General features: G+C 42.8%; 22 protein-coding genes. 11 read left to right on the plus strand and 11 right to left on the minus strand.

Annotation, left to right across the window (positions count from 1 at the left end; all coding sequences use genetic code 11):
* Nucleotides 1-296: 296 nt before the first annotated feature.
* The 5 genes from JZ787_RS07920 to JZ787_RS07940 all read left to right on the plus strand — a co-directional run bounded on the left by JZ787_RS07920 (nucleotide 297) and on the right by JZ787_RS07940 (nucleotide 4,515).
* Entirely contained in the window at nucleotides 297-1,199 is a 903-nt protein-coding gene (locus JZ787_RS07920; protein ID WP_346312073.1) for a VacJ family lipoprotein, read from the plus strand.
* Between the two features lie 98 nt (nucleotides 1,200-1,297).
* Nucleotides 1,298-2,266 carry an RsbU family protein phosphatase GigA gene (gigA, locus tag JZ787_RS07925; RefSeq protein WP_078388698.1) on the plus strand — a complete coding sequence of 323 codons (969 nt, stop codon included), beginning with the start codon at nucleotides 1,298-1,300 and terminating at the stop codon, nucleotides 2,264-2,266.
* Between the two features lie 112 nt (nucleotides 2,267-2,378).
* Nucleotides 2,379-2,900, plus strand: a complete 522-nt coding sequence (gene gigB, locus JZ787_RS07930; protein ID WP_004692241.1) for an anti-anti-sigma factor GigB — start codon at nucleotides 2,379-2,381, stop codon at nucleotides 2,898-2,900.
* Between the two features lie 23 nt (nucleotides 2,901-2,923).
* Nucleotides 2,924-3,748 carry a carbon-nitrogen hydrolase family protein gene (locus JZ787_RS07935; protein ID WP_346312074.1) on the plus strand — a complete coding sequence of 275 codons (825 nt, stop codon included), beginning with the start codon at nucleotides 2,924-2,926 and terminating at the stop codon, nucleotides 3,746-3,748.
* 341 nt (nucleotides 3,749-4,089) lie between these two features.
* Nucleotides 4,090-4,515, plus strand: a complete 426-nt coding sequence (locus tag JZ787_RS07940; protein WP_005400731.1) for an organic hydroperoxide resistance protein — start codon at nucleotides 4,090-4,092, stop codon at nucleotides 4,513-4,515.
* 43 nt (nucleotides 4,516-4,558) lie between these two features.
* On the opposite strand, the gene JZ787_RS07945 is transcribed toward JZ787_RS07940, so the two are convergent.
* Both JZ787_RS07945 and gspE read right to left on the minus strand, forming a co-directional pair.
* A complete protein-coding gene (locus JZ787_RS07945; RefSeq protein WP_346312075.1) occupies nucleotides 4,559-5,137 on the minus strand; it encodes a hypothetical protein in 579 nt (192 codons plus the stop codon).
* 116 nt (nucleotides 5,138-5,253) lie between these two features.
* Entirely contained in the window at nucleotides 5,254-6,741 is a 1,488-nt protein-coding gene (gene gspE, locus JZ787_RS07950; protein ID WP_234950658.1) for a type II secretion system ATPase GspE, read from the minus strand.
* A 105-nt stretch (nucleotides 6,742-6,846) separates the two neighbouring features.
* Between gspE and JZ787_RS07955 the strand changes: the two genes are divergently transcribed.
* Together JZ787_RS07955 and JZ787_RS07960 are read left to right on the plus strand one after the other, a co-directional pair.
* On the plus strand, nucleotides 6,847-7,668 hold the full coding sequence (locus JZ787_RS07955) for a hypothetical protein (RefSeq protein ID WP_004692248.1): 822 nt from the start codon (nucleotides 6,847-6,849) through the stop codon (nucleotides 7,666-7,668).
* Between the two features lie 9 nt (nucleotides 7,669-7,677).
* Nucleotides 7,678-8,601 carry a mechanosensitive ion channel family protein gene (locus JZ787_RS07960; RefSeq protein ID WP_004692251.1) on the plus strand — a complete coding sequence of 308 codons (924 nt, stop codon included), beginning with the start codon at nucleotides 7,678-7,680 and terminating at the stop codon, nucleotides 8,599-8,601.
* Nucleotides 8,602-8,650: 49 nt separating this feature from the next.
* Here JZ787_RS07960 and JZ787_RS07965 read toward each other — a convergent pair whose 3' ends face one another.
* Nucleotides 8,651-11,347 carry a DUF2339 domain-containing protein gene (locus tag JZ787_RS07965; RefSeq protein WP_346312076.1) on the minus strand — a complete coding sequence of 899 codons (2,697 nt, stop codon included), beginning with the start codon at nucleotides 11,345-11,347 and terminating at the stop codon, nucleotides 8,651-8,653.
* Nucleotides 11,348-11,509: 162 nt separating this feature from the next.
* Between JZ787_RS07965 and polA the strand changes: the two genes are divergently transcribed.
* The gene (gene polA / locus JZ787_RS07970; protein WP_346312077.1) at nucleotides 11,510-14,275 is read left to right on the plus strand and encodes a DNA polymerase I; all 2,766 of its coding nucleotides are present in this window, start codon (nucleotides 11,510-11,512) and stop codon (nucleotides 14,273-14,275) included.
* 143 nt (nucleotides 14,276-14,418) lie between these two features.
* On the opposite strand, the gene JZ787_RS07975 is transcribed toward polA, so the two are convergent.
* Genes JZ787_RS07975 through ppx form a run of 5 tightly spaced genes read right to left on the minus strand, consistent with a single transcriptional unit; the run spans nucleotide 14,419 to nucleotide 19,534 of the window.
* Nucleotides 14,419-14,988, minus strand: coding sequence for a YggT family protein (locus JZ787_RS07975; RefSeq protein ID WP_004979206.1), 570 nt, complete (start codon nucleotides 14,986-14,988; stop codon nucleotides 14,419-14,421).
* A gap of 25 nt (nucleotides 14,989-15,013) precedes the next feature.
* Nucleotides 15,014-15,850, minus strand: coding sequence for a pyrroline-5-carboxylate reductase (gene proC / locus JZ787_RS07980; RefSeq protein WP_171054246.1), 837 nt, complete (start codon nucleotides 15,848-15,850; stop codon nucleotides 15,014-15,016).
* A gap of 22 nt (nucleotides 15,851-15,872) precedes the next feature.
* Nucleotides 15,873-17,219, minus strand: a complete 1,347-nt coding sequence (gene tilS / locus JZ787_RS07985) for a tRNA lysidine(34) synthetase TilS (RefSeq protein ID WP_168157941.1) — start codon at nucleotides 17,217-17,219, stop codon at nucleotides 15,873-15,875.
* Nucleotides 17,156-17,980: an acetyl-CoA carboxylase carboxyltransferase subunit alpha gene (locus JZ787_RS07990; RefSeq protein WP_078388708.1), complete on the minus strand. Its 825-nt coding sequence runs from the start codon at nucleotides 17,978-17,980 to the stop codon at nucleotides 17,156-17,158. Before JZ787_RS07990 ends, tilS begins: the two co-directional genes overlap by 64 nt.
* Nucleotides 17,981-18,010: 30 nt before the next feature.
* Nucleotides 18,011-19,534 carry an exopolyphosphatase gene (ppx, locus tag JZ787_RS07995; RefSeq protein WP_004692262.1) on the minus strand — a complete coding sequence of 508 codons (1,524 nt, stop codon included), beginning with the start codon at nucleotides 19,532-19,534 and terminating at the stop codon, nucleotides 18,011-18,013.
* A gap of 263 nt (nucleotides 19,535-19,797) precedes the next feature.
* Between ppx and trxA the strand changes: the two genes are divergently transcribed.
* The 3 genes from trxA to JZ787_RS08010 all read left to right on the plus strand — a co-directional run bounded on the left by trxA (nucleotide 19,798) and on the right by JZ787_RS08010 (nucleotide 22,377).
* The gene (trxA, locus tag JZ787_RS08000) at nucleotides 19,798-20,124 is read left to right on the plus strand and encodes a thioredoxin (protein ID WP_004692264.1); all 327 of its coding nucleotides are present in this window, start codon (nucleotides 19,798-19,800) and stop codon (nucleotides 20,122-20,124) included.
* Between the two features lie 330 nt (nucleotides 20,125-20,454).
* Entirely contained in the window at nucleotides 20,455-21,723 is a 1,269-nt protein-coding gene (rho, locus tag JZ787_RS08005) for a transcription termination factor Rho (RefSeq protein ID WP_004692266.1), read from the plus strand.
* 411 nt (nucleotides 21,724-22,134) lie between these two features.
* Nucleotides 22,135-22,377 (plus strand): hypothetical protein, encoded by a 243-nt coding sequence (locus JZ787_RS08010; RefSeq protein WP_218289394.1) that lies wholly within the window; start codon nucleotides 22,135-22,137, stop codon nucleotides 22,375-22,377.
* Between the two features lie 142 nt (nucleotides 22,378-22,519).
* Here JZ787_RS08010 and JZ787_RS08015 read toward each other — a convergent pair whose 3' ends face one another.
* The 3 genes from JZ787_RS08015 to pheS all read right to left on the minus strand — a co-directional run bounded on the left by JZ787_RS08015 (nucleotide 22,520) and on the right by pheS (nucleotide 26,312).
* A complete protein-coding gene (locus tag JZ787_RS08015) occupies nucleotides 22,520-22,816 on the minus strand; it encodes an integration host factor subunit alpha (RefSeq protein ID WP_004649746.1) in 297 nt (98 codons plus the stop codon).
* Nucleotides 22,813-25,194 carry a phenylalanine--tRNA ligase subunit beta gene (gene pheT, locus JZ787_RS08020; protein WP_346312078.1) on the minus strand — a complete coding sequence of 794 codons (2,382 nt, stop codon included), beginning with the start codon at nucleotides 25,192-25,194 and terminating at the stop codon, nucleotides 22,813-22,815. Before pheT ends, JZ787_RS08015 begins: the two co-directional genes overlap by 4 nt.
* 137 nt (nucleotides 25,195-25,331) lie before the next feature.
* Nucleotides 25,332-26,312: a phenylalanine--tRNA ligase subunit alpha gene (pheS, locus tag JZ787_RS08025; protein WP_004979194.1), complete on the minus strand. Its 981-nt coding sequence runs from the start codon at nucleotides 26,310-26,312 to the stop codon at nucleotides 25,332-25,334.
* Between the last annotated feature and the right edge of the window lie 70 nt (nucleotides 26,313-26,382).

Below are 26,382 nucleotides of genomic sequence, written 5' to 3' on the forward strand. Positions count from 1 at the left end.
TTATTCAAGACTTCCAGATTCTACCACTTGGGCTAAATCCTTGTTTCTCAACAAGTTTTAATCAACATCACCGCCGATGGATGTGCATTCTACAGTATTTCCAAACCAACACAACCCCCTTTATTCAATTTTTTATAAAAAAACCTCCACTTGTTTATTTATTCAGCAAAATGGCGTTTTTTTACTAACATTTCTTAAAATTTGATTTAACAATGAGCAATAAAGAGCTGTTAAGATAGTTAAAACATTATTTTTTTAATTCACCTGCTGATTATAAAGTTCCGGAACTCTTTTATATGCAACACATTCGCCACTTATGTGCTGGTCTACTCTTTGTAGGCTTTACAACATTTGCATTTGCTGAAGATGTAGCGCCTGCGGCTGCCAGCGAAATAGATACCAGTGCTGATCCGCAAACAGCTCAATCTTCTTCGCTTAAAGAATTAAAGAATATTAAAGCAAAAGATTTAAAAGTAGATGCCAATGCAGCACAACCTGATAATGTAAAAGATCCACTTCAGCCTTTAAATAGACAAATTTTTGCCGTCAATGATGCTTTAGATCGTGCGATCGTTCGCCCAATTGCGGTGGAATATAAAGAAAAGATCCCTTCTCCGATTCGTGACTCTTATAGTGGCTTCCGTAAAAACCTCGGTGAACCTTGGAATGCGGTGAACCAACTTATACAAGGTCGTCCCGGCCGTGCCGCAAAAACTTTAGGTCGATTTACCATTAATACGGTAACTACTTTAGGTTTTGCAGATCCTGCTTCGCGCTTGGGTTTAGAAACTGAAGATGAAAACTTTGGTACGACTCTTGGCTATTGGGGGGTTCCATCTGGCCCATACCTAGTACTTCCTGTTTTTGGGCCAAGTACTTTCCGTGATGGCTTTGGCTTGGTTGTTGATGGCTATGCACGCCCACAAAGATACATTTTAGAAGATGAAGAAGGCCTGTATTGGGCGGAACAGGCTTTACGTGGTATTGATGTGCGATCACAACTGATTGATATTGAAGGTGCGATTCAAGGCGACAAATACTCCTCAATTCGTGATATTTATTTACAACGTAAAAACTTCATTATTGCTGAGAAAAAAGGCCAAGAATCTGAAGGGATGTTTATTGATGATGTCGGTGATGATGATTCATCTAGCTCTCCATCAACCAATGAATCACATCAAATGTTAGATACCGAATAACAATGTATTGCAGCTAGAGTTGAATTTTTTTTCTCTAGCTGTAATTTGCTTGTTATAGTAAAGCAATAGCTTAATGCTAAGGATAAGCCATTTTTTTTATGTATTTCATTCAACCTTCTCGCCATATTCCATATTTAGAACAGGTGCTAGACACACTACCAAGTGTGCAAATGATTCGCATAGAAGACATTGATCTTTATGACCCGACTATTATTGCTATTGCCGATATCCAAGATTATTTAGATTATAAATGGACACTTCCCACCATTGTCCTTGCCTTTGAAAATGAAGGTAGTGCTTTAGCCCAAGCTTGGGAACTCGGTGCTTTAGCAGGTTGGATGTGGAATAAACTGCCCAGTAACCCACAGCAATCCTTACTCAAAATTGATGCTCAATATAAGCGTAATCAAGACAGTCGCGATCTGCCTTCCGCAGCAGAGTTACAAAAGCGACTTTTACCAAACCCTATAGAACTCCAAAACTACACCGTTGAAACGTTTTTTCAACCTTCTGCTTATTTGTCCGGAGACTGGTTTGATTATTGGAAAATTAGCGATAAAGAAGTGATGTTCTATTTGGCTGATGTATCCGGTCATGGGGTCACCAGTAGCTTATTAACCTCTTGGATGGCTGCTTTTCATGGTCGTGCCAAAACACCGCGTGGGTTAATTAAGAAACTCAATGGCATGTTGGTTCAAGAGAATATTGAAAAGCACATCACCATGATTGCAGGGATTTTAAACCTCGAAACACATCAACTTCGCTGGTCGAGTGCAGGACATTACCCCCCCGCAATTATCTTTGAGCCAAATCAAGCTCCTAAAATATTACATACCAGTAGTTTTCCTTTAGGCCTTACTGAAGAACTAGAAGTTGAAGAGCATGAATGTGTACTCAACCGTCATGCCCGCTTCATTATTTGTTCCGATGGCGCACTCGAACCCTTCAATGGCGGACTGAATGATCAGTTCACACAATTGGTGTATCATTTGCAAAATCAATCCTTTGAAGCACCAGAGCATGTTGCAGACGATATTGCCATTTTAAGTTTACGTCGAATGAATTAATTAAATTATCAATAACTTATTACAATATCCTATCTTCTAAGACTGTTAGATACTTGAGTAAGTATTTGCCCTATGGGATAATTTCCTATCCTTCTCTGCAAATGGCATTTATATGTCAACAGGTCATGTTGAATATGCAAGCTTGAATGGAACGCATATTTTTAAGCTTATTGGCGAAGTGCGTGCCCAATCTTGTATCAGTCTAGACAAACTTTTAAACCGTATTGAACAACAGTCAAATGTTGTTGGTGCAATCGTAGATTTAACCCAAACTACATTCATCGACAGCACTGTGTTAGGCATTTTGGCAAAGTTAGGCTTAAAGCTTAAACAGATCCATAATATCCAAGCTGTCATGTTGTCCACCAACTCTGATATCACTACCTTAGCCAACAGCATGGGGCTAGGGCAGGTTTTTGTGATTTTAAACTACTGCGGCGATCCAAACGTTTGTACCCTCGAACTGATGGAAGAGCACATTACACATCGTAATATGTTAAACACCGTACTAGATGCACATAAAACTTTGATGGAACTGAATCAAAGTAATCAAAATATGTTTGAACCTTTGGTCAAACAGTTGCAAAAAGAACAAGACAGCCTCGACCAAGTGTCACAGCAACAAAACGCATAACAACAAATTTTGTAGGCCCATTTATGACTTTACTTTCTGTTGTACAGATGAACTCTCAAAATGACATTGAAGCAAACTTCCTTGTCATTGAGTCTCTCATTCAACAAAGTAAAGCAAATGGTGCTGAACTTATTGTGTTCCCCGAAAACTTCGTTTGTTTTGCCGCAGGCAAACAACGTGAGACCGCAGCACAGTTTGAAGACATTCAAAAGCGTTTAGAAAATCTTGCCCATCAATATCAGATCTGGATCGTCGCGGGTACCCTCCCATGTCCGTTCCGTCCAGATGGTTCTGTTATTGAAGATGGTCGTGTTCGTACAGTCAGTCTTTGCATCAGCCCTGAACGTACTGAAGCACGTTATGACAAAATTCATTTGTTTGACGTACAAGTTGGCGATGCTGTGGGTGGCTACCAAGAATCGAAGTTTTTTGAACCTGGTACAGAGGTCGTTGTGGCAAAAACACCTTTTGGTAATATTGGCTTGATGGTTTGCTATGACTTACGCTTTCCTGAATTGGCTTTAACTTTACGCGCGCGCGGTGCAAATATTTTGACTGCACCCGCTGCGTTTACCTACACCACAGGGCAAATGCACTGGCAGTTATTATTACAAGCCCGTGCGATGGACAGTCAATGTCAGGTTTTAGGCGCCGCACAACAAGGCTGGCATGGTGAAAAGAGACAAACTTGGGGACATGCAGCGGCAACCAATAGCCGTGGTCAAGTTTTGGATTTGATTCTTAACCCGGGCGCACAGTTGATTACGGTTCCTTTTGACTTGGCAGAACAAGCTCAAATTCGTGAAAGTATGCCGTTGATGCAACACCGAAAATTAGTGCAGTTTTAATCAAGCCGCGATCATTTAAGATAACGTCAGTCTTCGCACAAAAACTTCATATTGATTTGCTGCTCTTGCATTGAGTAGATCTAGCTCTCATAAAATACATGACTCTATTTATCTTTAAAAATTAATAATCCCTCAAATCCCTCTCAGTTTTCATTCACATCGACAAGCCCCGATTGCGAATGTTAAAAAACAATAATAGGATTCTATACCATTGATTTTTAATTAACTAAACCCTCAATTTAAACGCAAGCATACTCTGTATAAATTTACAAAAACACTGCTTATTCTTTCTGCAATTTAGGACAGGATAAGAACTCAAATACAATATTCTGGGAATCACAATGTCTTTAGAAAAAGTAGTTTATACAGCACATGCTAAAGCGACAGGTGGCCGTGATGGTCGCGCAACCTCTTCTGATGGAATTTTAGATGTAAAACTCACCGTTCCTAAAGAAATGGGCGGCGCAGGTGGTGGAACGAACCCTGAACAGCTTTTTGCCGCAGGTTATTCTGCATGTTTTCTAGGTGCAATGAAGTTTGTTGCTAACCGTGACCAATTAAAAATTACACCTGATGTTTATATCGAAGGTGATGTAGGTATTGGCCCGATTCCAACAGGCTTTGGTATTCAAGTGACCTTGAACATTCATTTAGAAGGTTTAGAGCAAGCAGAAGCGCAAAAATTAGTGGATGCAGCACATATCGTTTGCCCTTATTCAAATGCAACACGTGGCAATATTGATGTGACATTGAATGTAATTGTTTAAGTCACCTCTTCTATCCTAAAGCCATAGCTTTGGGATAGAGATTTCATAACTTACAAGGGTTTGGAAATATCTTTTTAAATTTCTTTTGATCATCGATTTCATCTGCCAGCAAAATCAAATTTCCTTTTTGATCAAAATAAGAAGTGCCTTGAAACACAGTGTATTGGGCAATATCAAAAATAGGGACATTTTGAAAAATAGGGTGCTGAGTACTGATCAAAGTATGTCTTTTTTTCGAATTTAATTGGCGAGCTGTGATTTTATTGTGTTTAGAATCAGTTTCAATTAAACAATTACTCTTCGTATCAATAGCGATAAATTCTTGAGTCGCATCATCTTCTTGTTTATTTCTCGATAGAAAACTATGAGCCTGACATGGACTACCACATGACATTTGAACATGATAATAATTTTGATTTAAACGCTCAATATTTGGTGATTTCATACCGCCATAAACTTTTTCTTTCTTGCCATGGGTGCTTCTAATGACATCACAAGACCACTCCATTTCATCATGGCATTGTTTATAAACATTAAAAGTTTCATCTTTTGCAAAGCTGAGTGGAGTAAAAATACTCATACCACTCAGCACACCAAACAAGGCTAAGGATTTATTCATCATTATAAAGTTCTTTATTTTCATTCTAAAAGTAAAACGAAATCTGTTATGAAACACATCAGGTAATTTCAGGATAATACAACTACACACATAATCCGTATCCACTACTCGATATTCTATTATTCAGCAGCATCATTGGTCACACGCAATACTTCTTCCAGTGTGGTTTTCCCCGCCAATACTTTACGCAAACCATCATCACGAATAGAACCTGAGTGTTGTCTTGCATAACTTTCTAGCTCAAACTCAGCTGCATTGCCATGAACTAAACGGCGCATCTGATCGTCCACAGCAACAATTTCATAAATTGCCGTCCGCCCCGTAAAACCCGTATGTGAACAACGTTCACAGCCATTCGGTTGAGGTAACTGAAGTTCTACTTTTGGGTTCAAATGCTGAAACAGTTGTGTTTCAAAAGTATCGGCATCATGCCAAATGGAACAATGGCTACATAAGGTTCGCACTAAACGCTGTGCAATCACACCAATCAAAGAACTCGACAGTAAAAATGGTTCAATGCCCATATCTTTTAAGCGGGTCACCGCACCAATGGCCGTATTGGTATGCAGTGTAGATAAAACCAAATGCCCTGTGAGCGATGCTTGTACCGCAATTTCAGCCGTTTCCAAGTCACGTATTTCACCGACCATGACTACATCAGGGTCTTGTCGTAGCATGGCCTTTAAGGCTCTCGCAAAAGTCATATCGACTTTGGTGTTGACTTGTGTCTGTCCAATCCCTTCCAGTTGATATTCAATCGGGTCTTCTGCGGTCAAAATATTTTTCGATCCGTCATTGAGGTCCGAAAGTGCTGCATAAAGCGTTGTGGTTTTACCCGAACCTGTCGGTCCTGTGACCAAAATAATGCCGTGTGGGCGATGCACTAATTGAGTCAAGCGTTCATAGTCAGATTTCAATAAACCCAAATGGGTCATGTTCAAACGACCGGCTTGTTTATCTAATAAACGCATCACCACACGTTCGCCATGTGATGATGGCAAAGTCGATACACGCACATCCACTTCACGCCCGGCTAAACGCAGTGAAATACGCCCGTCTTGCGGAATCCGTTTTTCTGCAATATCCAGTTTTGCCATAACTTTAATACGAGACACCAACAGCGGTGCTAGTTCACGGCGTGGCTGCACAATTTCACGTAATTGCCCATCGACACGTAAACGCACCGATAGTTTCTTTTCAAAGGCTTCAATATGAATATCGGATGCGCCAACACGAATGGCTTCAGACAATAATGCATTAATCAAACGAACAATTGGGGCATCATCTTCTTGGTCCATCAGATCTTCAGCTTCAGGCACTTGGTCAGCCAAGCTGAGTAAATCGGGATGATCTTCTAAACCTGCGGCCACTTGTTGTGATTCGCCACTGTCCCCTGCATAGCTACTGCTTAAAAGCTGATGAAATTCTTCATCACTACACAGTTGATGTTGTGCTGCCACACCTAAAAAACGACGCGCCTCTTGCAAAGCCAACAACGGCGTACTTTCACGGCGCACAATAAAGGCTTGATCACCTTCGTAACGCAACAGCACGCCATGACGCTTCGCAAAACTATAGGGAATTTGTAATTGTTTAAGCACTTGCATCTTAAAATTATAATAATGATGAAAAATATTATTTTGAGTGTACTCTAAGCATATGACAGCGTGAAGTCTGTTTTTCACTGATTTGCAATATAAGGAAATGTGCTGTTGCCTAATATGAATGAACTGTTTGAATCGGATAGCCCCAATTTAAAATGGTGGGGGGAATACAACTTTGAGTTGAATCAAGCTCGTGCGTGGCAGTTCGGCTCATTACTTTTTCGCCTCACCCGCGGTCTACAAGAATGGCGTTTAGAGTTTCATCGTCCTCAAGTTCAGTATGACTATGAGCAAAAATGGCATGCGATAGAAGACCCACATTTCGCCTTTCCGCAACCGGTTGAAATTAAACGCTACATGTTTAAAAACACTCACCATACAATTCAACTGATGCCACGTTTGGCCGATCGTTCAGTGGTAATTAAACCTGTCGACCCGATTTATATTCCAGCTGGTCAGCGCGGGACGCTGTATATCAGCACTCCGTTATGGATTTCGGGTTTTATTGAAGGTCAGCGCGATCCCCTATTTGATATTCCTGTGATTTTACCCAAAGAAACTTGGTTTGGGCCAAACCACCGTACAGGTGAAATTGCCTACGCTACAGCTGTCGATGGTCGAACTGAATTGCATCAACTCAAACCACGTGCATTTCGTGCAGTGACTCCCATTGAGTTCCACAATACCAGCCATTTACAACTGCGTTTTGACCGCATGAACGTGCCTGTTTCAGCCCTGCCTTTATTTTATAGTGAAAGTACGGATCGACTTTGGACATCACAAATTAAAGTCTTGCATGAAGGTGCCGATCGGCCACCGAGAATCCGTATCGAAAATCGTACGCCTCCGCATGCAGGCAAAGTGATTTATGTGCATCCACCTCGCTCTTCGGCGAGTGCGTTATTTAATATGTTTGATTCATTCTTCTAAGGGGGAAATATGCCAAACTCAAATATTCCCCAAGAAATTACCAGTAGCCTAAAAGGCATTTTCACCAACATCAATACAGAACGATTAACGGAAATCTTAATTGCCTTAGTGCTGTGTTTTGTTGGGTTTCTCTTGGCACGTCTGGTTTCAAATACCTTTATCCGAACCATTGGAACCAAGTTTAACGCCCACCAACGGCTGGTCTGGCGTCGTGGTATTTTTTACTTTATTTTCCTAATTTTTGTGATGGCCAGCCTCAAAGAAGCTGGTTTTAAACTGAGTGTATTTTTAGGCGCCGCAGGTATTTTGACGGTTGCTTTGGGTTTTGCCTCACAAACCTCAGCATCCAACTTAATTAGTGGATTGTTCCTGATTGGTGAAGGTTCTTTTGAAATTGGCGACACCATTTCAATCACCCTTATTCGTGGCAATACCATTGAAGGTGAAGTCATTTCAATTGACCTCCTCTCGGTTAAGTTACTCACTCAGGACAACATTTATGTACGACTGCCGAATGAACAACTGATTCGAGCGCCTGTTCATAACCTCTCTAAGTTCCCAATACGGCGTATTCCCATCACCCTAGCGATCAACTTTCATGAGAACATCATTAAAGTACGTGAAGTGCTGATTGATGTCGCCAATAAATATCCTTTGGTGCTTGCAGACCCGAAACCTGCCGTCACCGTCACCGCCTTTCGTGAGTCTTCGATTGAATTATTGTTTGCCGTATGGTGTCAGCAAGAACACTTTTTGCAAGTACGCGATGAAATGCAGGAACGTATTCGCAATGGTTTCTTGGATAACCAAATCGAAATTCCTGTGCCGAAAATGGGCTTTGTCGATCATCCGCTTTCGCGTCCTTTATCCAATGAAGAAATTGATCAATATGCCAATGCGCAAGCCTTGAAACGAGAACCGAATATCAAATAAATCGCCTCAGCTCCTTATGATCCCTGCAGACATAAGGAGCTGAACTTGTTTAATTGGTCTTTTCCTCAAGTTCCGGCATCGGCGCAATATACGCAATTACCAACATCACCAAACCCGCGCCTAAAAATGAAATCACTCGAGTGAGTGTCCCAATGTGAGATAAGTCAAACAAGACCAATTTCAGCGTCACAAGAACTAAAATACAGCCGCCGAAAATCCACAATGAACGCAAGTTGCGTTTGGTTGCCGTCAGCATGCAAATGAACGCCAAACTGACCCAAAGCAAAGTAAAGCTCAGTTGCACCAAAGCGTTTTCCCACATTTCCCAGTCATTATAGGGTGTGAGGAAGTAGACATGCAGCGCACGTAGCACCACATAACTACTGAGCCAAAGTAGACTCGACATCATCAAAATGGCACCCAGACTTTTTTCCAAACCCGCTTTCATTTGTAAATTCAGCATCCAAATGAAACCGATCAGCATCGCAATACTGACCAAGTCAAATGGGTTGAAAATGGGTAACCAGTACCCTGCAAAAGCTTGTTGGCTAAAGATCTGAGAACACACGATCCAAAACAACATGAGCACTAAGGTATTGCGTGCTTGCCAAAACTGTCTCCATCGCGTTTGAGTCGGTTGTGTATAGCACCATGCAGCAAAGACCAGCGGTAAAATGACCATGCTCAGATACGGCATACTTGGAATGAGAGTTAAGCTGGTGAGCGCCAAACTCAGTAAAGCACCCAAACTCACCCACTCCTGCTCATCCTCTACGCCCTGTAACGGGCGCAACCACAGCAACGTGAGTAATCCACTCGTTAAAGCAAACAGTAGGCGATCTAAACCAGACGACCACATAATGATGCCATCATGGCTCAAGCCCACCAAGAAAATAAAGGCAACTGCATACAGCGGAATCAGGCCAATCCATTTGGGTAATAGCCATGACCAACTGGCTTTACGGTAGAGCAGCCATTCATTCAGTACTGTATATAAAAGCACGATGATCAGTAGCGCCATCGTCACCTGACTTTTACTGTCGATTTCATCCAAAAGTAAAATAAACAACATGCTGGTTGCTGAAAGTAGTTGTAAGCAAAAAAAGGCAATGGTGGCAAAAGACAACTGTTGTCTAAAGCGCTCTACACTGTTGGCAACGGCAACCACTGCAAAATAACTCAGACACAGCGCCCAATAGACTTCCGTTGGAAAACGATTGAGCTCCACCACATAATACAGACTTGAGAGCCCTGCCACGGCCAATAAGCCCATCGCCAAATAACGACTCAGAGCGGAATTTCGATATAAGGCATACATAAAGATCAGTGCACCCTCAACACTCCACCCCACCACACCCCACTGATCAGGCAGTAAAATAGGGGGAATCAATGCCAAGAAGACCAAAGTCAGACTGAGATAACTTTGCGCAATCAGCTCAATACTATGGGCTCTTTTTAGCAGTTGATAAAGCATGGCATAGAGCGCTGCAAAGCCTAGACTAAAGCCTGCCTGCCAAATCGTTTCCTCAAAATACATCACATACAAAAAAGCAAAAGCAACAATGGGTGCAGCAAAAATCAAAGCCACATCCAAAATCGGTTTTAACTTAAACTGAGTTAAGTCCTCACGCGCCAACAGTTGACTATAACGAAAACTCAACCAAATAAAGACCGCACTATGTGCCAAAACCAACACGGCCAGCATGTCTCGCTCTGACGCTTTACCCTGGTAAAAGGCATAAGTGCCGGCTACGACCACCGTCATTAAAAAAGCAATTTGGTTGAGGACTTTCCACGGCCTGAACGTGCTTAAAACCGCGACCGCAATATTGATGACCAAATAATAGGCCACCAGCTCTATCGCAGTGGCATTCCGTACAGGCAAAGTAAAAGGCGCCAAATAAGCAATGATCATCGCCATCAACGCCAGCTCAATCGACTGCTGTTTTAAACTAAGCCAAAGTGTAACCGCCATCACCACCACAAAGTACAGACTTGCAATCGCTAAACTTGCAATCACACCATTGTAGTAAGCAAAAAACAAAGTCAAAAATAAGCCTGACAGTCCAAGTGCTTCCAAAGCCAAAGCAAAACTGCGGTTTTTGTGCCGAAGCACATAACCAAAGATCACAACGCCCACACTTACCGCAGCAACGAGGCTCAGCTTTACCGCGAGACTCAACTGCCAATGTTCGGTGGCAAAGCGTAATAATAAAATAAGCCCTATCAGCAGTATCACAATCGCAACTTTTAAGACAGGATTGCCCTGCCAAAGCCAGCGTTTCACTTGCTCACTTAGACTTAAATCATCTGTGTTGTTTAGAGTAGTGGGTAAAGAGGGAGCGTTTTCAGATTCTAGGATTCGGTCGGATATCGCCTGATGTGGCTGTGCTTGCACGGATAACAATAAATATTCTAGGCGACGTAACCAACGAAAGAAAAAGAACAGCCAGCCACTGATCCCCAATCCAATGAGTCCGCCCCATTGCCCCACCATGCCAATTAAAATAACGAAAGCAGCAAGATAAAGAGGGACCTTTGACGTTGGCTGGAAAGCAACGCCCCGTTGTTCCGCTAACCTCGCACTGGGGTGTTCAATGCTATCAACATAGTGCATAACACTCATGATCAAAGCAATTCCACACAATGCACTCAACAGCGGTACGGCCAGAAACCATGCTGCAATAGCAACAATCGTGAGCCCCATTAACCACATCATGCGAATTTCACGCTGTCCAGTTTGCATCCGTTCTCGATCTCTTTTTCTCATCTTCAAATAATACATCAGCTTGTAGTACATCTTTAAGCGCATAACCGTAACCATCTATGCCAATCGGTACATCAATACACTTTGTTCTGCGTCAAAATCACGTACAATAAACAGGTTATTTGGATAAGGAATCTTGCAATGCCACCATTTGTCTTGGTCGATGGCTCATACTTTTTATTTCGTGCTTTTCATGCTTTGCCACCGCTCACCACGTCAACTGGCTTACATACCAATGCAATTCGTGGGGCAATTTCTGCCATCCAAAAACTGATGCGTCGTACCCAGCCAACACATATGGCGGTCATTTTTGATACGCCAGAACCAACTTTTCGTCATGTGCTATCGCCGATTTATAAAGGTGACCGCCCAAGTATGCCTGAGGAGTTATCAGAGCAAATTCCGTACTTGCATGCCTTAATTCGTGCTTTGGGTATCCCCTTGTACATGCTCCCAGGTGCCGAAGCAGATGACATCATCGGGACTTTAGCCAAACGTGCGGAAGCCGCGGGACAGCAAGTGCTGATTTCCACAGGCGATAAAGACATGGCACAGTTGGTGACCGATAAAGTCACACTAGAAGACAGCTTTAAAGACAAGCCGATGGATGTAAATGGCGTGTTTGAAAAGTTTGGGGTGTGGCCAAACCAAATTATTGACTATCTGACTTTAATGGGCGATGCCTCTGACGGCATTATGGGTGTTCCGGGTGTCGGGGCTAAAACCGCAGCAAAACTATTAACAGAATATGGCTCGATTGGTGGCATTTTAGAAAATGTCGATAAAATTAAAGGCAAAGTCGGTCAAAACATCAAAGAACATGCCGATGGAATTGCTCTAGATCACCAATTGGCAAGTATTGTCTGTGACTTAGAGACAGGATTGACCTTTGACGATCTTAAACTCCAAGATCCGAATACCGAAGCCTTGCGTTCACTGTATACCGAGCTTGAATTCCGCCAGCAGTTACAATCGCTCGATCATCCAAACAATCCGAATAGCGCAACCTACAAACAAGCGACGCAACACATTGCCAAATCAGCGCAGTCTGAAACTGTCATCAATACAGAAGATCAGGCCGTTCAAAGCAGTGTCGATGACCAACTGGGTCAAGCGAATTACCATACTGTGCTCAGTGCAGAACAGTGGACTCAATTATTCAAACGTTTAAATACAGAAAAACGCTTTGCCTTTGATACCGAAACCACCAGTTTAGACTATCGCGTAGCGCAAATTGTTGGTTTCTCGGTCGCGTTCGATGCGCAAGATGCGTATTACGTTCCACTTGCGCATGATTATGAAAATGCACCTGCGCAGTTAGATCGTGAACAGATCTTGGCGCAAATTAAACCTATTTTAGAAGATGGGTCGGTTCAGAAAATCGGTCATCATTTGAAATACGATGCACATGTCTTAGAAAATCATGGCATTGAGCTAAAAGGCTGGTATTTCGATACCATGTTGGCATCTTATGTACTCAATGCTGTGGCGACTCGTCACGGGATGGATGATGTTTCACGCCTCTACCTCAGCCACTTAACCACCACTTTTGAACAGGTGGCGGGTAAAGGCGCAAAACAGAAAACCTTTAACCAAATTGAGATCGAAACCGCCGCACACTATGCGGCTGAAGATGCACACGTGACCTATCGCCTGTTTGAAGTGCTCGATGCCAAACTACAAAAGCATCCCGAACTGGTCAATATTTTGCACAATGTCGAAATGCCAGTTGCCCGCGTCCTGACCATCATGGAAGAAAACGGCATTGAGCTCGACTTAGGCTTCCTTGACCAACTCGGTGTTGAGTTTGCCAATACCATGGCCAATCTTGAAAGCCAAATTACCGAACTGGCAGGACAAAGTTTCAATGTCGGCTCGCCGAAGCAAGTCGGTGAAATTCTGTTTGATAAACTCGGACTTAAGGGCGGCAAAAAAACCGCAACGGGTCAGTACAGTACCTCTGAAAGTGTTTTAGAAAAGATTGACCACCCGATTACCGAGCTGATTTTGGACTATCGCGGTTTATCCAAACTAAAAAGCACCTATACCGATGGCTTATTAAAACAAGCCAACAGTGATACCCATCGTGTGCATACCAGTTACCACCAAGCACTGACCGCAACTGGTCGTTTGTCTTCGACCGATCCCAACTTACAGAACATTCCTGTGCGCGAGGAAATTGGACGCCAAATTCGTAAAGCCTTTATTGCACCACAAGGTCGCGTGATCTTGGCAGCCGATTATTCACAAATTGAACTGCGTTTAATGGCGCATTTCTCCCAAGATGAAGCCTTGGTCGATGCTTTTAATCATGGGCAAGATGTACACCGTCGTACAGCAGCTGAGGTCTTAGGTGTTGCACTTGAAGATGTCACTTCAGACCAACGTCGTCAGGCCAAAGCCGTCAATTTCGGTCTACTCTACGGCATGTCTGAGTTTGGCTTAACCCGTCAACTCGGTTTTAGCCGTGAAGAATCGCGTGGCTATATTGCAAAATACTTCCAACGTTATCCGGGCGTGCTCGACTATATGGAACGTACCCGCCAAATTGCACGTGAACAAGGTTTTGTCGAAACCATTTTAGGCCGTCGCTTGTATACGCCCGATATTATGGCAAGCAATAAAATGATCAAACAAGCGGCTGAACGTGCCGCAATTAATGCACCGCTGCAAGGTTCTGCTGCGGACATTATTAAAATGGCGATGATTGCTGTTGATCAAATGCTGCCTAAAGATCAAGCCAAAATGCTACTTCAAGTACACGATGAATTAGTCTTTGAAGTCGATGAAAGTATTGCAGATGAACTGGCTTCGAAACTGGCAGACGTGATGCAGTCCGTCTTGCAAATTTCTGTGCCATTGTTGGTTGAAGTCGGCAAAGGTCGAAACTGGGATGAAGCCCACTAAAACATTTGCACCTTCCTCCTCCCAGGAGTAAGGCTGGTATGGAGGTCATTTGCCTCCTAGAAGAAATATCAACGTCTTCACCTAAAAATTTCAACCACAAAAAAAGGACTCGCAATCGAGTCCTTTTTTATATCGCTACAATCTTATAAACCAGTGAGCAGGACAATCGCCACTTCATTCATAATCATTTCAGCAATATACAACGCCAAGAACGCTACGATTGGAGAAAGATCAATCATCCCCATATTGGGCAATAAACGACGAAACGGTGCCAATAATGGTTCTGCAAGTTCTTGAATCACTTCGATATAAGGCGAGCGTGATTGCGTAAACATCACCACCCAACTTAAAATAATCGTTGCAAAAATCAGGTAACGACAGAAACGAATCAAGTCCTGAATCATGGTCACAAAAGTTAAAATGACCAAATGTACAGGACTATTCGGCATCGCTCCAGAGAGATACATGACGCCAAAAATTTTCAGTAAATACAATAAAACCAAAAGCACTAAAGCCGCTAAGTTAACGCGGCCTTTCGCTACATTTGGAAAAATACGACCAAACATATCCACAATTTTTGTGGCTTTTACGGTCGACATCACCACTGGGTTATAAAAGTTAACCGCTGCCAACTGCATGAGAAAGCGGAAGAACACCAGTAAAATTGCAACGTTAATAATGATGCCAAAAATTAGCGCAGAGTTTGCACCCATACTTGAACTTTCCTAAATAAAACGGTTATTTGCTACTTTCACTCAGCTCTTGAGCAAGTTCCTGACTGCGCTTTTGAGCAGCAGCCAATGCAGCTTGGATATTTTGTGAAATTTGTGCACGATCAAACACTTCAAGTGCCGCTTGGGTTGTGCCATTCGGCGAAGTGACATTTTTACGCAATTCAGCTGGTGTATTTGAGCTCGTGATTGCCATTTGTGCTGCACCCAAAGCAGTTTGCAACGTCAATGCCGTTGCCACTTTTTCATCTAGACCGAGGTTTTTACCTGCACGGATCATGCTTTCCATCATGTAGAAAAAATACGCAGGACCTGAACCAGACACCGCCGTCACAGCATCAATTTGCGCTTCCTCGCCTACCCATAAGGTCAAGCCTGTTGCAGCAAGTACTTGGCTCGCCAAATCACGGTCTTCTTTATCTACAGCCTCAGTGGCATATAAACCATGCGCACCTGTTTGTACTAAAGCAGGCGTATTTGGCATAACACGAACAATACGATTACTGCCAGCTAATGCAGCAATCGTGGCAATTTCAGCACCCGCAACAATCGAAATAATCAACTTACCGTCAAATAAACCGTTTAATGGCTTTAAAACATTGGCTAAAACTTGAGGTTTAACCGCTAAGACCACGACATCAGCTTCACGAATAGCAGATGCGTTGTCCTCAGTCACCACCAAGTCTTTTTCAGCCAATAAATGACGAACTTGTTCAACAGGATCAGAAACCGTAATGCGAGTTGAAGGTAAACCACGTGAAATCAAGCCACCAATGAGGGCTTGAGCCATGTTACCACCGCCGATAAAACAAATATTACGATTCAACACTGCGCTCATGATTATTTCTCTATCCTGAATTTTTTAACTAAGCGATTAAATTTGGTTGCCATCCACCCGCTTCACAATAAGCCGACTCGACCAACCAAAATCCTTTAGGCGTAAAAACACCAAGCATAACATTATCTATGCTTAATATTTGTATTGTATGACGTTGCCACGGAAAAATTTGTGCGCTCTGAATGGCTTTTTTCAACGGCCAAGCCCCAACACGCCCATACAAATGCAATTTTTCCCCACCTAAGCGCGGTTTTATCTGTAAAGGCTGCTCCAATAATGCAGAAGACAGTCCATATTTTTGTGTTTCAATCCGATATTGCCCTGAAGCCAATGCATAAGCTTGATCTAAACTAAAACGCTGCTCAATTGACTCAATCGTCTGGAATTGTTCCGCCAAATACTCTGCTTTACTGACACGAAAGAGCTGTTGTTGATAGCGCACATAATAATATTGGTTCCAGTGCAATGCGGCTTGGGCATCCACTTTGGATTCAATCACTTCATCAAACAAGCGTTGCACCATATCAAAAGCGGGGCGATATAAATCCTCACCTTTCATCCAAGCGGACAACAACTGTCGCTGTCTCGGTGCAGATAATTGACGAAATGGGGTTAAATTTAAAACCGCAGCATTCCCGCAACTGGCCCAATCTTGTGTCAACACATCAGCCAAAATCGTTTCGGCATCTTGCATCAAATAACTGGTGCGTGCCAAAGCTTGCTGCATTTTCGGAAAGCGTTTTTCTAAGATTGGCCACAATTCAGCTCGGCACCATGCCCGATCATAACTGGTATCAAAATTGGTTTGGTCTTGAATATTTCTTAGCTGCATCTCAGCGGCCCACAGCTCAATTTGCTGTCTGGACAAAGCCAATAGAGGGCGCCAAATTGTAAATTTCTCTCGTATATCGATGCTTTGCATGGCAGCAAGTCCATGAATCCCCGCACCAGAGAGTAATCGGAGTAAAACGGTTTCGGCTTGATCTTGTTGATGATGGGCGAGAACTAAAATTTCATTGGCAAGAAGATGCTTCTGAAAGGCCGCATAACGTGCACTACGCGCTTGGCTTTCTACATTGCCTGTATCAACATCCACCGCTTGAATCACACATGGGACATCCAAGACATAGCATTGTTCTTGAACAAAGCTGCCCCACTGCGGACTGACATCCTGCAATTGATGATCAATATAGATAGCGCGAATGCGCTTGGGAAATAAATGAGACATCAAATGGAGTAGCAGCATGGAATCCATGCCACCACTACATCCGATTAAAAAATGAGGCTGTTCAGGCGTATCCTGAAACTCAGTTAAGACACTAGCCCTAAATTGTCGCTGCCAAACTTCATTAAACGTTGGTAACGTGCTTCGCATCGTTCATTCGCATCCATTGGTTGCAACTCAGCCAATGCATCTTTTAAAACGGTTTTTAAAGCATGCATGACTTGTTCTGGGTTGAGATGAGCGCCTTCACCTTCATCGACCACATATTCAACAATACCAATTTTCTGTAATTTTTCAGCAGTCAAGGCCAAAGCTTCGCTGGCTTGCTCTGCTTTTTCAGCTGTTTTCCATAAAATAGATGCACAGCCTTCAGGCGAAATGACCGAATAAATACTATGGGATAACATCACCACACGGTCAGCCACACCAATACCCAGTGCACCACCTGAACCGCCTTCACCGAGTACGGTTGCAATGACAGGCACTTTCAAGCTTGAAAGTTGTGCCAAAGACGTTGCAATTGCTTCAGCCTGACCACGTTCTTCTGCACCCACACCTGGATATGCACCCATGGTGTCAATAAATGTAAAGACGGGTAGATTAAAACGTTCAGCCATATCGAGTAAACGTTGTGATTTACGGTAACCTTCTGGGTTACTCATACCAAAGTTATGTTGTAACTTTTCACGCGTACTACGACCACGGTGTTGACCCACAATCATGACTGGCTGACCATCAAAGCGAGCTAATCCACCGATCATTGCACCATCATCACCAAATAAGCGATCACCATGCAAAGCATCAAATTCGGTAAAAATTTCACTCACATAATCTAAAAATTGCGGACGCTCAGGATGACGTGCAATTTGAACCGTCGTCCATGCTTTGGATTGCGCAGCTTTATTCTTCATAGCTCAACCATAAATCCCTAATTGACCAATTTATTCATCGACAAATTGTTCTGATTGGATATCCAGCTCAACATCCCAATGCTTAAATTGCGCTTGCTCATCATGCAAGTCTGCAACCAACAAAGGCCATTGCGCGGCATTACCAGAAACACTCAGCTGCCATTGTTGCGCATTGCCTACTGTTAATTCAATGGCAGGAAGCATCTGATCGCTACGACTATGATTCAGTAAAACTGCGAGGCGAAGTAACAAACACAGATAGACTAATTTGTTGCCGCCAACCTTCATCACATCGACACGCGCGTCACTGCGCAGCTTACGACGGTGATGGGCCACCAAATGCGACAGATGGTTTTGATCAATTTGCGAGAATCCCGCAATGTCAGAATGTTGCAATAAATATGCACCATGACGATGGTAGCCGGCATGACTAATCGCTAAACCAATTTCATGCAGATAAGCTGCACGACGCAGTAAATCACTGTCTTCTGTGGTTAATTTCAATGAATCCGCCACACCATCGAACAAATGCTGAGCCATATTCACGACTCGTTCAGCTTGTTTTGGATCGGCGTTATAACGGCCCATTAACGCTTGTACAGAACGATCTCGAATATCTTCATGTTGAAAACGTCCCAGCAAGTCATACATCACCCCTTCGCGTAGGGCACCATCCGAATACACCAATTTATCCAGTTCAAGTACATCAAAAATGGCATACAAAATAGCGATTCCGGCTGGCAAAACTGCTCGACGGTCTTCTTTCAGACCATCAAACTCCATCTCAGCGACATGTTTGTATTTGAGCAATTTTTCTTTAAGCTTATCTAAACCGTCACGGGTGAGTTCTTCTTTTTCATTACTCCAGCCCATATTTACAGTAATTTGACGACACGCTTTGATGGTTCCACTCGAACCGACCACCGTATCCCAACCCGCTTCTTTATAGGTATTGGCAATACCAGACAGCTCCTTACGTGCTGCAACCACGGCTTTATCAAAACTTTTTTGGTTAATTTCACCATCAACAAAGAAGGCTTTGGTAAATGCTACACAGCCCATTTGTAAAGATTCGGTATGAATGGGCTCAAATTCTTCACCAATAATCAGCTCTGTTGAACCACCACCGATATCAATCACAAGGCGGCGCCCACTGTTTACCATAGTGTGCGATACACCCAAATAAATCAGACGAGCCTCTTCACGACCTGCAATAATTTCGATGTGCTTCGGCAAAATTTCTGCCGCTTTTTGAATAAATTCATGTCCATTTTTGGCTTGGCGTAGCGCATTGGTCGCCACAATTCTTAAACGATTCGGCTGAACCGAACCTAAGCGTCCGACAAAGCGAGATAAACAGGCCAAACCACGTTGCTGTGCGGCTTCTGTTAAGTTTTTATTTTCATCTAAACCCGCTGCTAACTGTACTTTTTCTGACATTGACGCAACTTTTTTCACTTCGCCATGGTCCACTCGCGCAATCGCTAAGTGGAAGCTGTTCGACCCCATATCGATGGCAGCAAGTAACTCTTCATCAATCAAAAAATCAGACATGATTTAATATAAACCTATACAGAATTGTGCTTAGATTAATTCACCTCCATGCAATTTAAAAGCCATTTGTGGTCAGAAATTGACGAGCCTTTAAAATTTCGGCATATATGACAATTGTGTTACACGATCAGTAACATCGTGAGCTTCAATTAGACAAATTCAAACTAAAGGTTGAAAATTTAGTAATCCATCTACTCAGTGATAGCAGGCTATGACATACTATTAGCCATAAAACTATCCAAAAATTGAAACTGGAGCTATCCATGTCTGGCAATATCGTAAATACAACTGATACAAACTTCGACGCTGATGTACTTCAATCAGACGTTCCTGTGCTTGTTGACTTCTGGGCAGGCTGGTGTGCGCCATGTAAAGCAATTGCACCTGTATTAGAAGTATTGGCGAACGAATACGAAGGTAAAGTGAAGATTGTTAAAGTTGACGTGACTTCTTGCGAAGCAACGGCTGTGAACTATAACATCCGTAACATTCCTGCATTACTCATGTTCAAAAATGGTGAAGTTGTTGCTCAACAAGTGGGCGCTGCACCAAAATCGAAATTGACTGCTTTCATTGAAGAAAACATTTAAGCATCCGTTTAGATTGAAAATGAAATACGCTGTCTAAACAACAGCGTATTTTTTTCGGCTATAAATTGACAAGTCTGTCTTTCTCTCTTATATTGCATGATCAAGAGATAAAGGATTATTCAATCCTGTCATTTTCTTAAAAGACACAACACATAAGATCGCCGCTCGGCAATACAAATTGTTTTGACACGTTTCTCTTCAAACAATGAATCAGTCCTCTGAATTGTTATAGTTCAAATACAATTGCGTTACTTCATTGCATGTCTGCGGCTAAATGTTGCTTCCTTTTCATCCTGTAATTTAGAATTTTTGATTCTTATCTGACCTCCTATGAATTTAACCGAACTCAAGAAAAAACCGATTGGCGAACTCATCAAAATTGCTGAATTTATGGGCCTCGAAGGAATGGCTCGTAACCGTAAGCAAGACATTATTTTTGCCATCTTAAAGCGCCATGCGATGAATGGCGAAGAGATCTTTGGTGATGGCGTTTTGGAAATTCTGTCAGATGGCTTCGGCTTCTTACGCTCTGCAGCGGGTTCTTACCTTGCAGGCCCAGATGACATTTATGTTAGCCCATCTCAAATTCGTCGTTTCAATCTACGTACTGGTGACACCATTACGGGAACCATTCGCCCGCCCAAAGAAGGCGAACGTTATTTTGCACTGTTAAAAGTGAACCAAATTAACTACGACACTCCAGAAAACTCACGTAACAAAATCTTGTTTGAAAACTTAACACCACTTTTCCCAACTGAGCAATTGGTGATGGAACTTGGTAACGGGACGACAGAAGATTTAACCGCACGTGTAGTTGACTTGGTTGCACCTATCGGTAAAGGCCAACGTTCAATTATCGTAGCGCCGCCAAAAGCGGGTAAAACCATGTTGTTACAAAACATCGCTCAGTCGATCGTGCGTAACAACCCTGAGTGCTTCCTGATCGTTCTTCTCATTGATGAACGTCCTGAAGAAGTGACCGAAATGGAACGTACTGTTCGTGGTGAAGTCATTGCGTCAACGTTTGATGAATCTCCTGCTCGTCACGTTCAAGTGGCTGAAATGGTGATTGAAAAAGCAAAACGTTTGGTTGAGCACAAGAAAGATGTTGTGATTCTTCTTGACTCCATTACCCGTTTAGCACGTGCTTACAACACGGTTGTGCCTTCATCTGGTAAGGTTTTAACTGGTGGTGTGGATGCACATGCGCTAGAACGCCCTAAGCGTTTCTTCGGTGCAGCACGTAATATTGAAGAAGGTGGCTCACTAACCATCATTTCTACAGCCCTGATTGAAACTGGCAGTAAAATGGATGAAGTGATCTACGAAGAATTTAAAGGTACTGGTAACCAAGAAATTACACTGGATCGCCGTATTGCAGAAAAACGTGTCTTCCCTGCGATGAACATCAAAAAGTCTGGCACCCGTCGCGAAGAGCGCTTAATGTCTGAAGACAATCTACGTAAGGTTTGGATTTTACGTAAGTTACTTCATACTCAAGATGAACTTGCAGCAATGGAGTTCTTACTTGATCGCATGAAAGAAACTAAAACCAACGATGATTTCTTTGATCAAATGAAGCGTAAAGCAACCAGTTGATCCGACCTGCTTCACCTAAAAAGGCTGTCTTAACGACAGCCTTTTTATTTGGTTGACTTAGCTTACACAAAGCAACATTTTATCCGATTCTCTGTAAACTTATTTGCAAGTTTTTGATAAACAAAAATTTGAAATAAAAAACCTTCATCTTTTTAAATGTTTATTCAGCACTTCTCCAATACAAACCTCATCATTGATTGTTATTTTCTGTTAAAAAAGCCCTGTTTTTAGACCTTTTTTATCACTTTTTTCATCCCAGCTAGTAGCAATTCAAAATGCGCAGTGATAGCATATTTGCAGACCAGTTAGGCTGCTCCTGCATTGTTAGTCCCTAGCAAAATTAGGAACAATAAAAGCACACAACAGACTAACGTCGGTTTTTTTTAATCTCATATTTTAGAGAGTGATGCCATGTTATTCAAAAAAATCGCTATTGCTGCTGCAGTTGCTACTACTTTAGCTTTCGTTGGCTGTGCTAAGAAAGAAGAAGCTCCTGCTGCTGCTGCTGCATCTGAAGTTGCTGCTGCATCTGAAGCTGTTCAAGCTGCTTCTGAAGTTGCTGTAGATGCTGCTGCTGCTGCATCTGAAGCTACTGTTGCTGCTTCTGAAGCTACTGCTGCTGCTTCTGAAGTTGCTGCTTCTGAAGCTCACTAATCTCTTAGAGATTAGTCAGAAAAAGAGAGCCCTTGGCTCTCTTTTTTTATGCTCAAAATTTATCAAAAAACGACGTTCCATTATTTGGCAAGAATTGAATCAGCCAAACGATCATCAAAAATTCTAAGCAAAAAAAAGCAGATCAATCGATCTGCTCATTTCCCACACGCTGGCGGAATTTCTGCCCTGCGCGGAAGGTCACTACACGGCGTGCAGAAATCGGAATTTCTTCACCCGTTTTCGGATTACGACCTGGACGTTGACGTTTATCACGCAACTCGAAGTTACCGAAACCAGAAAGTTTAACTTGCTCACCAGAGATTAGCGCTTGGCTAATCTCGTCAAAGAACAACTCGACCATTTGCTTAGCTTCACGACGGTTTAAACTCGTGAGCTCACTTAGATGGTCAGCCATTTCCGCTTTTGTTAATGCTGTCATGAAGCCCTCAATGTCGCCTGATAAGTGTTTTCCAACACTTGTAAAATATGATCCATACCGGATTTAATTTCAGCATCTTCAAGCGTACGTGATGGGTGTTGCCAAAGAAGTGCAAATGCCAATGAGCGCTTACCGTCTTCAACGCCTTGCCCAGTGTACACATCGAACAACCAAGTCGAGTCTAATAGCTCACCACCTGTTTTTTCGATAAGTTGCTGAATTTCACTTACATTTATCTTATCACTAATTAAAAGCGCAATATCACGTCTAACCGACGGAAAACGTGATAATTCTGTAAAATTAGATACATAAGTTTGCAAAACAGCCGATTGATCAAGTTCAGCCACCCAAGTTGTGCTCAAATCCAGCGCATCCTCTAAAGATGGATGTAATCGACCAAAGTAACCAATAGATTGGCCATCGACTAAAATCTCAGCAGACTGTCCTGGATGCAACCAGCTACGCTCAGAACGAACATAGTCTACTTGCACACGACCTGCTGCCAATACCTCCTCAATTTCACCTTTGAAATCAAAGAAATCCATAGCTTGAGGTTTAGCATGCCAAGTTTCTGAAGTTTTTGCACCTGTTGCAATCACTGCAAGGGTAGGAATTTGTTTCAAATCATGAATAGATTCAGCGTCTTGATAGTCAAAACGCAAGCCTAATTCAAAGAAACGGACACGGCTTTGTTGGCGGTTCACGTTGTATTGCACACACGGAATCAAACTAGAGAGCAGTGTTGAACGCATCACTGCTAAATCGCTTGAAATTGGGTTAGCCAAAGCCAAAGGATTCACAGCCGTATTGAGTTGCTTCTCAAGCTTTAAGTCTGCAAAGCTAAAGCTAATCGCCTCTTGATAACCCAAAGTCACGAGGGTTTGACGAAGCTGAGTCATTTCAAATTGGTCTTGATATTGCGCCAATTGCGCTTCAATTTTTGGCAAACTGATTTGAATGTTGTCATAACCATGAATACGTGCGACTTCTTCAATCAGGTCTTGGTAGATTGCCATGTCATAACGGTGTGAAGGCGGTACTACAGACCACTGACCTTCTGCTTTAACTGTCACAGCACAACCTAAACGGGTTAAGGCATCCGCAATAAATACAGCATCTACGCGATAACCGAGCAATTGATCCACTTGTGCTTGTTCTAGCTCAATCGCTTCACGCTTCGGTAAAACAGCTGCTTGTTCCGCTATCGTAATCGGACCAAACTCACCACCTGCCAATTCTGCAATCAATTGTGATGCACGGTGCATCGCGAGTATTGGGAGTTCAAAATCCACGCCACGCTCATAACGCTGTGACGCATCGGTATGTAAACCAAAGCTGCGGGCACGGCCTGCAATGGCTAATGGAGCAAAGAATGCAGACTCTAAGAAAATGTCTTGGGTTTCATCGGTAACAGATGAAGACAAGCCACCCATGATGCCTGCAATCGCTAATGCTTTTTCATCATCCGCAATCACCATGACTTTTTCATTGAGCTCAACTTCTTGTTCATTCAGTAGAACCAATTTCTCCGCCGTATTCGCTTGACGAACTTGGACTGAACCTTGAATTTTTGCGGCATCAAAAGCATGGAGCGGTTGACCCAACTCCATCAGTACATAGTTGGTAATATCAACCAAAATACTATGCTGACGAATCCCTGAGCGAACCAAAGCACGTTCCATCCATTCTGGGGTTGCGGCTTTGGTATTCACGTTTTTAATCACACGACCCAAATAGCGCGGGCAGCCTTCAGTGCTCACCACCACTTTTTTCTCATCAGCAATGGTCGCAGCAACGGCATTAATTTCAGGTGCAGTCACAGTCAGTTGGTTAATTACCCCAATTTCACGGGCAATACCACGAATACTAAAACAGTCACCACGGTTTGGCGTGATGCTGATATCAATGACATGATCATCTAAATTTAAATATTCACGAATATCCACACCGACAGGTGCATCAACGGGCAGCTCTAAAAGGCCATCAATTTTGTCTTCTAGATCAATTTCAGATGCACCACACAACATCCCTTGTGATTCAATGCCACGAAGTTTGCCTTTCTTGATTTTGAAATCGCCTGGAAGCACAGCACCAATGGTTGCCACAGGGGCTTTCATACCAACCCGTACGTTTGGTGCACCACACACTATTTGTAAAGAATCGCCTGAACCAATATTCACCGTGGTCACACGTAAACGGTCTGCATCGGGATGTTGCTCTACAGTCAACACTTCACCAACAACCACGCCAGTGAACGGTTTTGCCGCAGGTGATAGATCATCGACCTCCAAACCTAGCATGGTCAGTTGGTCAGATAAAGTATTGCTATCAACGGCTGGATTCACCCATGTACGCAACCAATTTTCGCTAATTTTCATAAATTCAATGTCCTTAATCTCCCCTAACCCCTCTTTTAAAGAGAGGAAAACACACCACCGTTTTAGGTAGACCAGTCCCCCTTTATAAAGGGGGATTTAGGGGGATTTCAATAATTCTAAAATAACTGTTTAAACTATTAAGCAAATTGGCGTAAGAAACGCACATCGTTTTGGTAGAACATACGTAAGTCATTGATGCCATAACGAAGCATCGCAAAACGTTCCACACCTAGACCGAAAGCAAAGCCTTTGTATTTTTCAGGATCAATCCCTGCTGCCTGCAAGACATTTGGATGTACCATGCCACAACCAAGCACTTCTAACCATTTCCCACGCTCATCCATAATATCCACTTCAGCACTTGGCTCTGTGAATGGGAAATAAGATGGACGGAAACGCACTTTTAAGTCTTTTTCAAAGAATTCGTTTAATAGATTAACCAATAAACCTTTCAGTTCTGCAAAGCTAGTATTTTCAGCCACATACAAACCTTCAATTTGGTGGAACATTGGTGAATGCGTTTGGTCAGAGTCACAGCGGTATACACGACCCGGGCACACAATACGAATCGGGGGTTGCTGGGTTTCCATGGTACGAATCTGTACACCCGAAGTATGGGTACGTAGCAAATGTGTCGCATCAAAATAGAAAGTATCGTGCATTGCACGCGCAGGGTGATGCCCAGGAATATTTAAAGCTTCAAAGTTGTGATAGTCATCTTCAACTTCTGGTCCAGTTTCAATCACAAAACCCGCTTTGGTAAAGAACTGACAAATACGCTCTTGCACTTGAGTAACGGGGTGAATACTACCAATCGTTTGACCACGACCCGGTAAAGTAATATCCACCGTTTCACTTGCAAGTTTTTGCGCCAACGCTGCTTGTTGTAATTGTGTTTGGCGTTCAGTTAAAGCACCGGTAATCGCTTCGCGGACTGCATGAATTTGCGCACCAAAATTTTTACGCTCTTCAGGGTCCATTTTACCTAAAGCTTTGGATTGCTCAGCGAGCTGGCTTTTCTTACCCGTAAACTGCACTCGTACTTGATCGAGTGTAGCAAGGTCCTCTGCTGCTGCAATCGCAGCAAGCGCTTCAGTGGTCAGGGCTTCCAGTGACATAGTAACTCTCAAAGCAACAATTTATAAAATTAATAAAACCCCATATTCTATCAGTTTTTAAGCACGTTGA

Source organism: Acinetobacter sp. BWR-L5 (assembly GCF_039655985.1).
Classification (GTDB): domain Bacteria; phylum Pseudomonadota; class Gammaproteobacteria; order Pseudomonadales; family Moraxellaceae; genus Acinetobacter; species Acinetobacter johnsonii.

What these genes read in the sequence shown, in the direction of transcription:
- JZ787_RS07920 (WP_346312073.1), top strand. Translation starts at nt 297, where the DNA reads ATGCAACACATTCGCCACTTATGTGCTGGTCTACTCTTTGTAGGCTTT.
- gigA (WP_078388698.1), top strand. Translation starts at nt 1,298, where the DNA reads ATGTATTTCATTCAACCTTCTCGCCATATTCCATATTTAGAACAGGTG.
- gigB (WP_004692241.1), top strand. Translation starts at nt 2,379, where the DNA reads ATGTCAACAGGTCATGTTGAATATGCAAGCTTGAATGGAACGCATATT.
- JZ787_RS07935 (WP_346312074.1), top strand. Translation starts at nt 2,924, where the DNA reads ATGACTTTACTTTCTGTTGTACAGATGAACTCTCAAAATGACATTGAA.
- JZ787_RS07940 (WP_005400731.1), top strand. Translation starts at nt 4,090, where the DNA reads ATGTCTTTAGAAAAAGTAGTTTATACAGCACATGCTAAAGCGACAGGT.
- JZ787_RS07945 (WP_346312075.1), bottom strand. Translation starts at nt 5,137, where the DNA reads ATGATGAATAAATCCTTAGCCTTGTTTGGTGTGCTGAGTGGTATGAGT.
- gspE (WP_234950658.1), bottom strand. Translation starts at nt 6,741, where the DNA reads ATGCAAGTGCTTAAACAATTACAAATTCCCTATAGTTTTGCGAAGCGT.
- JZ787_RS07960 (WP_004692251.1), top strand. Translation starts at nt 7,678, where the DNA reads ATGCCAAACTCAAATATTCCCCAAGAAATTACCAGTAGCCTAAAAGGC.
- JZ787_RS07965 (WP_346312076.1), bottom strand. Translation starts at nt 11,347, where the DNA reads ATGCAAACTGGACAGCGTGAAATTCGCATGATGTGGTTAATGGGGCTC.
- polA (WP_346312077.1), top strand. Translation starts at nt 11,510, where the DNA reads ATGCCACCATTTGTCTTGGTCGATGGCTCATACTTTTTATTTCGTGCT.
- JZ787_RS07975 (WP_004979206.1), bottom strand. Translation starts at nt 14,988, where the DNA reads ATGGGTGCAAACTCTGCGCTAATTTTTGGCATCATTATTAACGTTGCA.
- tilS (WP_168157941.1), bottom strand. Translation starts at nt 17,219, where the DNA reads ATGCGAAGCACGTTACCAACGTTTAATGAAGTTTGGCAGCGACAATTT.
- JZ787_RS07990 (WP_078388708.1), bottom strand. Translation starts at nt 17,980, where the DNA reads ATGAAGAATAAAGCTGCGCAATCCAAAGCATGGACGACGGTTCAAATT.
- ppx (WP_004692262.1), bottom strand. Translation starts at nt 19,534, where the DNA reads ATGTCTGATTTTTTGATTGATGAAGAGTTACTTGCTGCCATCGATATG.
- trxA (WP_004692264.1), top strand. Translation starts at nt 19,798, where the DNA reads ATGTCTGGCAATATCGTAAATACAACTGATACAAACTTCGACGCTGAT.
- rho (WP_004692266.1), top strand. Translation starts at nt 20,455, where the DNA reads ATGAATTTAACCGAACTCAAGAAAAAACCGATTGGCGAACTCATCAAA.
- JZ787_RS08010 (WP_218289394.1), top strand. Translation starts at nt 22,135, where the DNA reads ATGTTATTCAAAAAAATCGCTATTGCTGCTGCAGTTGCTACTACTTTA.
- JZ787_RS08015 (WP_004649746.1), bottom strand. Translation starts at nt 22,816, where the DNA reads ATGACAGCATTAACAAAAGCGGAAATGGCTGACCATCTAAGTGAGCTC.
- pheT (WP_346312078.1), bottom strand. Translation starts at nt 25,194, where the DNA reads ATGAAAATTAGCGAAAATTGGTTGCGTACATGGGTGAATCCAGCCGTT.
- pheS (WP_004979194.1), bottom strand. Translation starts at nt 26,312, where the DNA reads ATGTCACTGGAAGCCCTGACCACTGAAGCGCTTGCTGCGATTGCAGCA.